This is a genomic window from Myxococcales bacterium, assembly GCA_012517325.1.
Classification (GTDB): domain Bacteria; phylum Lernaellota; class Lernaellaia; order Lernaellales; family Lernaellaceae; genus JAAYVF01.
The window spans coordinates 1-12,883 of sequence record JAAYVF010000055.1; the positions used below are offsets into that span (position 1 = coordinate 1).

The window sequence follows — 12,883 nt, forward strand, 5'->3', positions numbered from 1 at the left end:
GAACTCGGTTTTGTTGAAGTCCTATTACAGCGTATTGGTGAGCCCCGATTCCAGTTTGCGGGGCGACAGCCAGTTCATTTTCGTGACCAAGGACGTGCAGGGCAACTGGATTTCGTTCCCGGCCGACCGGCAAATTCTGCGGAACGTGAAGGTGGACGAGGACGAATAGCGGCGGGGTGCTTTTAACCGCGATAAAAACCCGGCGCCGCGGGCGAGAACCCATTCCCCGCTCGCGGCGCCGATACCGGCGCCACCGTCCGCCCTTACGGCACGAGGAAGAAACGGCATGGATGATTTGAAGAAAATGCGTGGTTTCCCCAACATGGATTGGATGGTCCGAAGCGCAATGAGGATGACGGCCAGACCGAGTGGCCTGATTCACGCGAATGAAATCATTCTGAAAAATGGACCGACGCAAATCTCCCTTGAAAAGCAAACGGGGAATATCCTCTATATCGAGAACGTAAAAACGGGTCATGTCTATAGCAAAACAGAGGTGCCCGGCGCGACGACCGGCTCCAAATCGGGCGTTGAAATAAAAAGCCAACAAGAGGCGAAAGGTACCAATCCGCCTTTTACCCTGTTTCTATTTTGGCGGCATTTCGGTCCCGATCATTTAGGCTGTATTTTGCATTGTGACCAGATCACCTTCAAAACCAAGATAAAAAAGGATAAAGAAAATCACGCCTTGCATCTGACTTGGGATATCAGTCACCTGGGGCTGATCCAATGGGGTTATGTGTTCAAGGAGTTTGCCTGCCAAAATTCTGGCGGATATTATAGCGAAGAATTGGACGGCGATAATCAAGACTTTGTCGCCAGTGAATCCGGCCAAATTCCGAAATCAATCGATTTCAGTGATAGTGATTTTTTACGCATTCGAACGTCTATTCGGATCGACGCCAAGGGTCATATTTATTTTGGCGATTTTCACATCAAACGGATCACGGAGGATCGGGAAAAAGCCGACGATAAAAATTTTCAATTCGGCCTTTACGGTTTTGAATATCCGATCATTCGGGGATTGAAAGAAATCGATCCTAGATACCCGAATAAAAATTATTTGGTTTATTCCCACCAGGAAGGGAAATTGTTAAGGAATCCTCATAAACGACTTCGAGAGCTTGATGATTCTTTGGATAGCAATAACATAATAAATACTCTCCGTATGACTTATCCCAATGGTTATGACGGTTCCATGCAATTCATGGCACTCTTTTCCGAAACCAAAAATACCGGGCTATATTTCGCCACGCACGACGATTCGATGAAAGAAAAATCCTTCGCTTTGACGGCGGTTGGAGAGGTCGACAATCCCCATTACCAATTCAGTATGGTTCATTGGAGCGATGATTTATGTTCCGGCTACGACCATCACCATCGCATTGTCGATAGTCATGGGCAACCCTTGCAATCGAATAAATCCCCCAAATTATCCTCCTCGATGATACCGACCAATGCCGGCACGACGCGATTGAAGGCGATTCTGGATCGTCAGACCGAAGGTCTTTCCCCTTCCTCGAAAGAAACGGAAAATGAATACGATGAATATATCCCTCACTGGAAAGATTACCGGCAGGACGATTATTGGTTTCTGTTACGTGAATTCGATCGAAAGCGCGATGTCATCTCCTGGTACGACGCGGCGGATATTTACAAATCGTGGGCAAGAAATCCGGGTGGCCCTGCCTGGGCCGGCAAACCGCGTATTTATCGCGAAGGCGAAACGGAAAAATTTTATCGGGAAACCGGATATGCCATCTGGTTGCTCGGTGCGGAATTCGCCCAGGCGAGAGAAGGCAATAATTTTCTAAAAGCCTTTCACAACATTCTCTATTCATCCACACCCGAGCAAAAAAGCCGGGTATTATTCGTCATGGGTTGGGATTGGCATTATCCTTTCGGGCGTCGATATAATGACGGCTATCAATTCGGGAACAAGCCGGAATACTGGCGCACTCGCTTCGGCCCCGCGGATAATGTGTTATTAAACTACGATGAAATCAAAAAAAACGGGGATTTTCTCATCCCTACATCTTCGCCATGAAAATGGTCTGGGGGCCGGCGGACGATTCCGATCCCAACGTGGTTAAAAAGAATTGGCCGGGTTGGCTGGAAAAACAAACCGATGATCCGGGTTCGCCTTGGATGAACAAACGCATGGTCCCGGATAATTTCGCGAGATTGTATCATTATTTTCTTTGTCCTTCCACGACGGCTTATCGCCGTTTCATGGCGCATCGCGACGCGTTCACACGGGCGGGCAATTATGAATCGAATCGAATCAGCCCTTTATCGAAACCTTTTGATGGCGTTTATCATGATATCGGCGTCACCTTTTTGGGCGGCAAATGCTTTCGTTGCGACAGATCAGACATTCTGATGCAAAATTTGCATCTGCCGGTGGAACAATGGATGACATTGGATGAACTGCACGATCATTTTACCGCCGAGTCCAGGGAATGATCGGCACCGAGGCGATGACGGAGGTTTTCATTGACTCGGTCGATTGTTATGGCATGGCGGTGACGTGGGGCCCTTATAAACAATATACTTACGCGAGTCCTAAAAATTATTTTAGTGAGGGTGGTTTTGGCGGTTGGGAAGGCTGGGTTTTTTATGGAAAGTGCATGGAAATACCCATGTTTCAATATGTATACAATCCGGTCATGCCCTTGAAACTGGCCGGTCACGGCAATTTGTCCGGCGGAACCGGCCCGAACGCCGATGAAACTAGTGCCCACAATATCGGCCAATGTTTCTATTGGCTGGTCGCAAAATCCTATCTTTCGGGGTTTGTGATTCGAATCGATTACGATTTGGTGCCGGTTGATATCCTATCATCGATGGATAAAAAAGCGGATACCTATATGCTCGATTGGAATCGGCCGATGGAAGATCCCGAAAAGCCGTTGAATGTACCGGAAGTACTGCCCGAAGGGACAACCGATTGGCATTATTGGATACCAAAACCGGGCAGACATCCATATCGCCATTTCCCGTTTCCCGAACGGCACAAGGAATTCAACAAGCATCAACGCACTTACGGTGATCCCCAAAAAGAGCAATTTCTTCGTATGATGGCATATATGCGCTCGCATTTGATCCCTGAGTTTCTTGTCTATGGCGAGATGATGCGACCGGGAAAAATCGTCAGCGAGGAAAATAAAAAAATAGATTATGATTATGAATATTATTGGTCTTTTGGCGACACAAATCATCCGATATTTCAGAAACCAATAGCATATGAGGATGTTTATGCAGCACAACTGGAACATCAAGGCAATTGGAGCACAAAACCGATTATCACCAGTGCCTGGCATGAAGCGAATCCCGATAATTTACAGATAATCGGGCATGTTCAATTGCCCAATGCGCTGTATATAGTTGCCAATACCAGCAACGTTGCTCGCAATTTGAAGTATTCTTTTGAATGCGACTTGTATCCAAAGGATACCTTGTTGCGCGTCTTCGTGCTTCGCCTGCGTCCGGGATCCAGTCACCAATCGTCATGGAGCGATTGGCAAATGTTGGACGAGCCTCTTCGTTCGATTGACGGCATCGTTTCGTGGGAAAGAGAAGGAAAGCTATTCTCGCATGAAATCATGCTGATTAAACTTGAGCCGATGGGGAAGAAGGAGAAATAAAAATGAAGACATTCTTCTTATTCCTGTCATTTCTTCTTCTTTTTCTTAATGCTTGCGAAAATGGTGATTCTGATGATGAGGATATGGTAAATGGTTCGCCTGATGATGACAACGACGATGACTCAAACACTGGCGATGACGATACGGAAATACCAGAGATGGACTTATCGCAATTAAACATCTCAATATTCGCAGAATATTCCGCTTCGGACGATGATACGAGTATGAATGATAAGAATGGCAAGGATTATAAATTATCAATATTGCTATATAATGGTATTTCATGGAGTTCATTAATTAGTGCTGATCGAATTCAAATAAGTGGATTTTGGGGGCTGAGTCCGGATAGTGTTTGGGCAGGCGGATTCTTTTGGGGAGGAGAAAATAACAAACCGCTCGTAATTCACAATGATCATGGCAATTGGGAAATGGAAAAAATACCGGGTTATCCCGATTGTGAGATTCGGGGGATCGGCGGTTCCGGTGACGACAATATCTATCTTGTCGGGCTGAATGATAATATAACTTACTTGATTCTTCACTATGATGGAATCGAATGGTCCTTGGAGCGTTCCAGTTCTTTTGGCGCTTCGTTCGATGCGGTTTGGGTAAGCGAAACGGGCGATGTGTTTGCCGTCGGCACCGCGGGCAGTTATAATAATATGAATTATCAGCCGCTCATCACCCATTTCGACGGTCAGCAATGGACCGATACCATCTTGCCGGTTCCCGGCATGGATTGTTGGTTGACGGATGTTTGGGGCGCCTCGGCCGATTCGGTGTACGCGGTCGGGTTTTGTTATTTTGGTGAATTTATCCACCGAATGCCGCTATTTATCCATTTTGATGGCTCCACCTGGGCCAACATTCCCACCGGCATCGATCCCTTTGCGCAAATGACATTCGATGACATGGACGGGTATTCTGATAAGGAAATATATATTGCCGGGAAAACTTGGAATTATTCATCAAGAGACAGAGGCATTCTTTATCTTTACGATGGTAATTCATTGATAGATTTAAAAATGCCCATTTATAATAATGGTGGATATCCCTATATCGTCGGCCTTTGGGTGGCCGATACGGGCATGGTGTTTGTTTCCGGCCCAACTCCCTATCCGGGTGGTCCTCTTCGGCCGAGAATCCTTCTTTATGAGAACCAACAATGGTCTGCAATAAGTGCCTTTTATAATATTTATACTATTTATGGTTTTCTCAAATAGAAAATAAATACGCAATTAACCGGTCTCTCCCGCTAGTGACGTTTACGTCGTCGGCCAATACAAGGGTGTCATGCACTACGATGGTGAGAAGTGGAAAAGGATTCCCGGGCCGTACCTGTGGAAGATTTACGGTTTTGCTGACCAGGGCACCGCGGGCGACATGATCGGCGAGGAAGAGTAATAAAAACGACGCATCGGCGAGAGAATCCATCCCCTTTGATCCATATCAGCTAATCATTACCGGACGGGAAAGTTATTCGCGCGGGGTTTCGCTTTCGATTTCCTTCAGGGAGAGGCCTTCGCGCGCCAGCGCCAGCAGGCCCGCTAGGGTTTGCGGCAGGTAGTTGGCCAGGTGGATGACGATCGCCGCGCCCAGGGCCTGGTCCCACGAAACGCCGGCGGTCAGCACGATGGCCGTCGCGGCGAGGAAGTGATAGGTGCCGACGTAGCCGGGACTGGCCGGGATCGAGACCGCCAGGGCCATGCTCATGATGACGAAGATGGCGTCGGTCGCGCCGGCGGGAATGCCGCAGGCCAGCAGGCCGACGTAGACCGAATAGATGCTGATGATCCAGAGCGCCGCCGAAAGAAAAAGAATCCAGACGACCTCGAACGGGTCGGTGGTCTGGGTCAGGCCTTGGATGAAATTTTGCAGGCCGGTCAGGATTTTCTCGCGCCAGGCCGCCGGGAAGGGCCTCAGAAATAAGCCGGCTACCCGCAGGGCGAGCGCGGTCCGCCACTTGAGCAGCACGATGGCCGCCAGCACGACGCCGACGAAAACCGCCAGGTTCACCGCGATGCCCCGCTGGCTGATGGTATAACCGAACTGCTGCCGCACCGCCGCGATCAGCTTGTCCATCGGCCCGGCGAAGTCCCACAAAAACAGGCTGCCGATGAACAGCACCAACAGCGTGATTGTGTCGTAAATCCGCTCGACCACCACCGTGCCGAACGCCGTGCCGAACCCGATGCCCGTCTTGCGGCTGGCGCTGATCGACCGCGCGATTTCCCCCAGCCGGGCCGGCAGCAGGTTGTTCACCGCGAAGCCGATGCAGGTCGACCAGCCCAGCACCAGCCACGAAACGCGCTTCACCGGCTTGAGAAACAGCGCCCAACGATGGCCGCGGATGAAGAGCATCGCCAGCACCTGGGCCATGATGAACGCAATCAGCAGCGGGTCGGCGGCGACGATCGCCTGCCACATTTTGTCGGGATCGATTTTGCGAAACGCGAGCCAGATGAAGAAAACCGACACGGCAAAGCCGAGGTAGACTTTCGGATCGCGCCACAGCCGCCGGTTTATCGCAGCCATGTTTGCGGGGGCTTCTCGTCGAACAGCCGGCGGGTTTTGATGATGTCCTTTTCCATTTCCTCGACCAATTGCGCCGCCGAATCGAACTTGATCTCGTCGCGCAGGCGGTTGACGAAGTAGAGCGCCATTTCCTTGCCGTGTAGGTCGCCGCTGAAGTCGAGCAGGTACGCCTCGATGCGCAGTTCCTCGAGGTTGAAGGTCGGGTTCTTGCCGATGTTCACCGCGGCCGGATGCGGCACGCCGTCCACCACCGCCACCGCCGCGTAGACGCCGATGTGCGGCAGCAATTCCCACTCCGTGCGCAGGTTGGCGGTCGGGAAGCCCAGGCCGCGGCCGCGGCCGTCGCCGGGCACGATCTCGCCGCGCAGGTGGAACGGCCGGCCGAGCAGCTTTTCGACCTTTTGCACCTCGCCGGCGGCCACCAGGCGGCGGATGCGGCTGGAACTGATCGGCTTGCCGTCTTCCTCCTCGGGCGGCAGTTGGTGCACCAGGAAGCCGTATTTTTGCCCCAGCCGCTTGAGGTGCAGGGCGTCGCCGTCGCGGCCGCGCCCGAAGGAAAAGTCGTAGCCGATGTAAAGCATCTTGACGGTCAGCAATTCCACCAGGACGGCGCGCACCCATTCGTCGGCGGGGGTCTGGGCCAGTTCGGGGGTGAAGCGGACCGTCAGCAGCACGTCGATGCCGTAGCGGTCGAAGAGACGAGCCCGTTCGGCGAACGGCATGATCATTTCGAGATTTTTCTGCGGGTACAGCACCTTGATGGGGTGCGGCTCGAAGGTCAGCGCGACGGCGGGCAGGTGCTGCTTATCGGCGGCGGCGCGGAGCTGCGCCAGGATGTACTGATGGCCGCGGTGCACGCCGTCGAAATTGCCGATGGTCAGCAAGGTCGGCCCAAGCGCGCCGGGCGCGAGTTCTTCCAAACGGTACTGTTTCATTCTTCCGCCACGATCCGGTGAACGAGCGGCGCCGGGGCCGGCGGCATGTCGCCGACGGTGAACACGCCGGCGAGCCGGCGCCGGCCGGCTTCCAGGCGGTTTTCGTCGCCGGCGCGCAGGAAGCAAAGCGGCTCGCCCGCCTCGACCCGGTCGCCCAATTGTTTGTTGACGGTGATCCCGGCGCCGAAGTCGATTTTGTCCTCGGCGCGCTCGCGGCCCGCGCCCAGCAACATCGCGGCGTAACCCACCTCGGTGGTGGCGACCGCCGTCAGGTAACCGGAGCGGGTAGCGACGAACGGTTTTTCCAACGGCGCGCGCGCCAGCCGTTCGGGATGTTCGATGACGCGCGTGTCGCCGCCTTGCGCCGCCACCATGGTGACGAACCGGGCCAAGGCCTGCCCGTTTTCCAGGTAGCCGCGCAAGCGCGCCGTGGCGCGTTCGGCGTTCTTCTCGACGCCGCCGGCGGCCAGCAGGTGCGCGCCCAGCGCCAGGGTGACATCCAGCAAACGCCGGTCGCCCCGGCCCTGCAAAATTTCAATGGATTCGGCGACCTCGTTGGCGTTGCCGATCTCGCGGCCGAGCGGCTGATTCATGTCGGTCAGCACGGCGCGGACCGGCTTGCCCATCTGGACGCCGACGCGCACCAACGAGCGGGCCAGTTTTTCGGCCAGTTCCAGCGTCGGCATGAACGCGCCCGAACCGACTTTCACGTCGAGCACCAGGGCGTCGAGGCCAGCGGCCAGTTTCTTGGACATGATGCTCGCGGTGATCAGGTCGATGCTTTCCACTGTGCCGGTCACGTCGCGCAGCGCGTACCACTTGCGGTCGGCCGGGCACAGTTCGCCGGTCTGGCCGATGATGGCGCAGCCGACGCGTTCGACCACGTCGAGAAAATCGGCGAGCGGCAAGAACGGGTTGTAGCCGGGAATCGCCTCGAGCTTGTCGATGGTGCCGCCGGTGTGGCCCAGGCCGCGGCCGGCGATCATCGGCACGTACAGCCCGGCGCAAGCGGCCAGCGGGGCCAGGATCAGGCTCACCTTGTCGCCGACGCCGCCGGTCGAATGCTTGTCCACCTTGGTCCCGGCGAGCCGCGACAGGTCCAGAACGACGCCGGAATTCATGAACGCGCGGGTCAGCCAGCCGACCTCGTCGGGGCTCAGGCCGCGCAGAAAAATCGCCATCAGCAAGGCGCCGAGCTGGTAATCCGCCGCCTCGCCGCGCAGGTTGGCGGCGACGAACCACTCGATCTCCGCCGCCGTCAAAGGCAGACCTTCGCGTTTTTTGCGAATGATGTCGACCGCGCGCATGGCACCTCCCGGAAAGCAAAAACAGCTTAGTAATCCGCGCGTTTTTCGTCAACGTGTTTGTCGCGCCCCGGTGGTTTGCATTGCCCGCGGCGATCCTGCTAGTGTGAATCCGCTGACGAAAAGGGAGGAGATCATGCGGCGCTGGTTGTTCGTTTGTTTCCTGTTGCTGGCGATTCCGGCCTGGGCGGCGGATTATCTGCCCGACGGCGGCGTCGACCGGTCGGCCTTCGTCCGGTTCGCCGATTTCGGCACGCCCAACGATTACAATCCGCAACTGGACGTGTATTTTCCGCCGGCGCCCGAGAACTACTTTCTGTGGGGCGATCGCGACGCGAACCAGTTCATCCGCTATGAAAAACCCGATCGGTTCTACTGGGTGACCCAGCCGCGCCAGCCGGCGTCGTTCACCAACGCGCGGGTGCTGTCGAGCTTTTACTCGGCCAAGGTGCGCATTCGCGTGCTGCCCACGCCGGCCGCCGGCGCGGTGATCGCCGTCCGTTACAAGGACAACCTGTTGCAGCCGACCTCGCTGGAGGTGCTGGGCAAGAACGACGAATTCCAATTGCTGGGCCGGTTCGGCGGCCAGTTCGACCATCAATGGAAGGTGGCGAAGTTTCCGTTCGACACCCGGCGCGGCAAGGACGACAAGGGCACCTACGTCATCCGGATCGGTCGCGGCGATTACGGCGATCTGCGCGGCGACCTACCGATCGACTGGGTCGGTCTGGCCATGAAAGACTTCAACGCGCCGCCGTCGACTCCCGGATTCTGGCCGGCCAAGCTGCCGAGCAAGTTCGCCGATCTCGGGCGGACGCAGGAATACATACCGGGCGCGGGGCCGAAGTTCCTCGCCGGCATCCTGGTCAAGGGCATGCGCAAGGATTCGTGGCATTACTACGCTCAGAACCACGTCAACGCGCTGATCTTCCAGGGTTGGGAAACCGCCTGGCGCCGCCTGTGGGAAGGCTATTCCGACGGGCTGTACAACGACCGTATCCGCTACGGGTTCCCGGATTGGAACGAGGCCTGCGCCGAGAACAAGCTGCTGTGCACCAGCCAGTTCTTCACCGACACCCGCAGCTACTGGATCGAGCGCCAGTACCACGGCGAGGAAGCGGCGCTGGATACGATGTACGAGATCATGAAATTCAATAAAAACGCCGCCGGCAACCTATGCTGGTATTTGAAGGATGAGGCCGATCACAACGATCCGACCTGGGGTTCGCCGCCGGAATTCGTGCTGCAGCTCTACAACCTGCAGAAGAAGGCCGATCCCGACCGCGCGGCGGCGGTGCTGTTCCAGGGCTGGCGGCCCGGCGGATTCGCGATGTACGACGGCGCGTTCGACATCGCCGCGTTCGACGTCTACCCGCTGGGCTCGGGGCGGCAGGTCACCGAGATATCCGAACGCATCGAGCGGATGCGCTCCGAGGTCGGGCCCACCAAGGCGCTCTGGGCGGTGGTCGAGGCGCACGAGGGCGAGCACGTGAAGAAGTTCGGCCGTCAGCTCACGCAGGCCGAGGTGCTCGCGCAAGGCTATCTATGTCTGGCGCACGACATTCAGGGCGTTTTTTATTACATCGACAACGAGGCGGCCTACATCGACGTCGACAAGATGCCCGGCCCCTGGGCGGGCATGAAACAGTTCTTCGCCGAAACCAACGGCCCGGGCGGCCTGGCCGGCTGGTTCATCCCCGGCCCCCAGACCGTCGCCCGCACCGGTTTCGAAAACAACGCCGTCGACGCCGACAGCGATGCGATCCACTTCGTTTACAAACGCAAGCCGACCGGCGAACACCTGCTGCTCGCGGTCAACACCCGCAATGTCGAGAAGGAAGGCGTGACGTTCGCGATCAAGGATCTGCCCGCCGGCGCGACGGTGAAGGTCCTGTTCGAAAACCGCTCGCTGCCAGCCGGCGGCGGCAAGCTCATCGATTCGTTCCCGGCTTTCGGGCGGCACGTTTACGTCTGGTAACCGCGCCCGCGCCTCAATTCAAAAACGCCAGCGCATCCGGCCCGTCGACGACGACGCGCTCGTCGATCAGTTCGTGATCGGCGGCGGGGTCGAGCACGTACAGGTAGTCGCTGTTGAAGTCGACCACGTACAACAAGCCCGCCGGGTCGAGCGCGAGACCCGAAATGTACGACAGCTCGGTGGCCGGCACGTGGCGGCGCAGGTCGATGGAATCCAGTTGCGTCCGTTGCGCGCGGTCGACCACCAGCAGCCGGCCGTCCATCCCGTTGCCGAGATAAGCCAGGTCGCCGCCGCCCAGCGCCAGCTCGAACGGCGCGCCGTCGACCGCGATGCGCCCGACGATCTCGTCCGTCGCCGGGTCCACCGCCTCGAGCAGGCCGTTGCCCGCGAAGCCCGCGCCGTTTTCGTAATCGCCCGCCGAGACGAACCAGATCACGCCCGATTCCGCATCGACGGTGGCCCCGATCGGATCGCGGCCTTCGAGTTCGATGAAATCGACGAACTGACCGGTGGCGTGGTCCAGCACCGCGACGACCCCCGGACCGGCCGGCGTCCACTTGGCCGACAGGTTGGAAAGCGCCGCGAAGAGCTTGCCGTCGGCGAAGGCCAGACCGTTGGGCCGCGCCCAGGCTTGTCCCGCGCCGACGTCGCGCGGCAGGTCCGCCGCCGCCAGCGAGACCCGCGCCAGCAGACGGTCGTCGGCCGCGACGCCCACGGACAAATCCAGTTGCAACAGTTCGTCGGTGAGAAACGCCGAGACCCAGGCCGTGCCGTCGTCGGCGAAGGCCAGGTTCATCGGATTGGTGCCGGCGCCGGTGGAGACCTCGCGCCGCACGTTGAGCTCGCGGTCGTACACGACGACCGAGTTCGACAGACTGCACACGGCGTAAAGGTGTTTTTGCCGGTAGACAGCCTGGTTCAGCGCGATGCCGGTCGGCGCCACGTCGGGGAAATAGTCGAACGTCGGCCCCGGTTTCACCTTCAAAACGCCGAAGGTTTCGGAAAGGCCGCCGCCGATCGCCAGGTAATAGGGATAGCCGTTCGCGCCGTCTTCGAAGAGGCCGTCGTCACCGCCGAGAGTCGTTTCGTCGTCGCAGCCGCCGAAAGCCAGCGTCAGCGCCCACACCGCCAGCCACCCGGCGATCCGGGCCGCAAGCCGCCTCCGCCCGCGCATCACGAGCATCCCGCGCCGGAATTGTCCGCGTCGTCGTCGGAGCCGTCGCCGGCGGTATCGTCGTCCTCGTACCAATCGTCGCCGGTGTCGTCGTCGCCGGCGGTATCGTCGTCATCGTCGACGGCCGGATTGGTTTCGTCGATCACGGCCACGGCCTCGACGTCGAACCCGGCCGAGCCGGTGGTGGGAAAGACGTCGTAGATCGGGTGATCGGCGTCGTAGCCCAAGGCGGTCGCGTCGTCGGTATAGAGCCCGCCGCCGGGAATGTCGACGAGGCGCACCCAGTGGATTTCCTGCAGGTCGACCAGGCCGGCGGTCACCGCCGGGTGCTCGCTCAGGTCGGCGAGGTCGAACGGCGTGCCCAGGTAGGTGCCGTAGGCGTTCTGGTGTTTGCCGGCGAGGTTGTACACGTCGGTGGGATCGAGCGCGCCGTACTCGTCGACCGGCCCGGGCGTCAGCGACACGCCAGGGAAGCGGGCCCAGTTTTCGCCGTCGGTGCCGACCTCGACGAAGGCCAATTCGGCAAACAGCAGGCCGACGGTCGGGAAGCTGTTTTCGAAAACGGCGAAGTCATAGCCGGACCGGTCGGCCAGTGGTTCGGCGAAGCCCAGCGTGATTTGCCCCGGGGCGCCGTCGTCGCCGTCCGGCCGCTCGCCCAGGCTGACCACGTCGTAGGGGTTTCCCGCCGCCGGTCCGAGCGCCTTGGCGGGATCGCGCCACTGCTCGTCCACGTCCGCGGCGGGCAGGTAGTCGGCAGACGACGCCGCCCAGGCGACGATGGCCGGATCGTCCTTGTCGATGCCCGGCTCGGTGAACGGGCCGGCGAGGGCGACGGATGCATAAAGCCAGGGTAAAAGCAAAAGGGAAAACCGGAAAAACAAGCGAGCCATGGAACACCTCCGCGAGTGCCGACCTGGGCGGTCGTTTGCCGATCGGGCAGGTTTCCTGGCTTGCGGGTCGAACGCGGCGCGCCGTCTTCCCATCACGCGCTTCGCGTGACAGTGACCTGTTGGCGCGCCACTCCCCGGCTTACAGTGGCGGGACCGCGCCGGATTCGCACCGGCTTCCCTTTTCACCCCGTTACGGGGCGCCCGATCCTGTTGGGCCGAATGGCGCCAAAACATTTAATATTAATCACATTCGGACCGGGCTGCCAATGGCCGCCGGGCGACTGTATTAGCTTAGCGACTTTGTCCCCTGTAACTGCTTAGCGATTATGTCCCCCATGAAGAAGGACATGATTTCGATGACTCCCAAGGAGTTACAGCGGATGAGGTTGCTGGTCTGCGTCCTGGAGGGGCAGCTGCCCC

11 protein-coding genes and 1 riboswitch are annotated in these 12,883 nt (G+C 58.0%); of the genes, 6 read left to right on the top strand and 5 right to left on the bottom strand.

What is annotated here, in order from left to right; genetic code table 11:
- The 5 genes from GX444_09770 to GX444_09790 form a co-directional block, all read left to right on the top strand.
- Positions 1–169, top strand: a 169-nt coding sequence (locus GX444_09770; GenBank protein ID NLH48876.1) for a hypothetical protein, incomplete at its 5' end; no start/stop codon positions are given.
- Between the two features lie 117 nt (positions 170–286).
- A complete protein-coding gene (locus GX444_09775) occupies positions 287–2,047 on the top strand; it encodes a hypothetical protein (GenBank protein NLH48877.1) in 1,761 nt (586 codons plus the stop codon).
- The gene (locus GX444_09780; protein ID NLH48878.1) at positions 2,044–2,466 is read left to right on the top strand and encodes a hypothetical protein; all 423 of its coding nucleotides are present in this window, start codon (positions 2,044–2,046) and stop codon (positions 2,464–2,466) included. The genes GX444_09775 and GX444_09780 overlap by 4 nt, the downstream gene beginning before the upstream one ends.
- Positions 2,463–3,647, top strand: a complete 1,185-nt coding sequence (locus GX444_09785) for a hypothetical protein (protein ID NLH48879.1) — start codon at positions 2,463–2,465, stop codon at positions 3,645–3,647. Before GX444_09780 ends, GX444_09785 begins: the two co-directional genes overlap by 4 nt.
- 2 nt (positions 3,648–3,649) lie before the next feature.
- Positions 3,650–4,870, top strand: coding sequence for a hypothetical protein (locus tag GX444_09790; protein NLH48880.1), 1,221 nt, complete (start codon positions 3,650–3,652; stop codon positions 4,868–4,870).
- 253 nt (positions 4,871–5,123) lie between these two features.
- On the opposite strand, the gene GX444_09795 is transcribed toward GX444_09790, so the two are convergent.
- From GX444_09795 to GX444_09805, 3 genes are read right to left on the bottom strand one after another with little or no spacing between them, the layout of a single operon-like run.
- Positions 5,124–6,182, bottom strand: coding sequence for a flippase-like domain-containing protein (locus tag GX444_09795; protein ID NLH48881.1), 1,059 nt, complete (start codon positions 6,180–6,182; stop codon positions 5,124–5,126).
- Positions 6,170–7,117, bottom strand: coding sequence for a bifunctional riboflavin kinase/FAD synthetase (locus tag GX444_09800; GenBank protein ID NLH48882.1), 948 nt, complete (start codon positions 7,115–7,117; stop codon positions 6,170–6,172). The genes GX444_09795 and GX444_09800 overlap by 13 nt, the downstream gene beginning before the upstream one ends.
- Complete coding sequence (locus GX444_09805) at positions 7,114–8,424, bottom strand: thymidine phosphorylase (protein ID NLH48883.1); 1,311 nt, start codon at positions 8,422–8,424, stop codon at positions 7,114–7,116. Before GX444_09805 ends, GX444_09800 begins: the two co-directional genes overlap by 4 nt.
- 133 nt (positions 8,425–8,557) lie before the next feature.
- Here GX444_09805 and GX444_09810 point away from each other — a divergent pair, with 133 nt between their 5' ends.
- A complete protein-coding gene (locus GX444_09810) occupies positions 8,558–10,399 on the top strand; it encodes a hypothetical protein (protein NLH48884.1) in 1,842 nt (613 codons plus the stop codon).
- A 13-nt stretch (positions 10,400–10,412) separates the two neighbouring features.
- On the opposite strand, the gene GX444_09815 is transcribed toward GX444_09810, so the two are convergent.
- Positions 10,413–11,573 (bottom strand): hypothetical protein, encoded by a 1,161-nt coding sequence (locus GX444_09815; GenBank protein NLH48885.1) that lies wholly within the window; start codon positions 11,571–11,573, stop codon positions 10,413–10,415.
- Positions 11,573–12,463: a PEP-CTERM sorting domain-containing protein gene (locus GX444_09820; protein NLH48886.1), complete on the bottom strand. Its 891-nt coding sequence runs from the start codon at positions 12,461–12,463 to the stop codon at positions 11,573–11,575. The genes GX444_09815 and GX444_09820 overlap by 1 nt, the downstream gene beginning before the upstream one ends.
- 27 nt (positions 12,464–12,490) lie before the next feature.
- Positions 12,491–12,683: riboswitch (cobalamin riboswitch) on the bottom strand.
- Between the last annotated feature and the right edge of the window lie 200 nt (positions 12,684–12,883).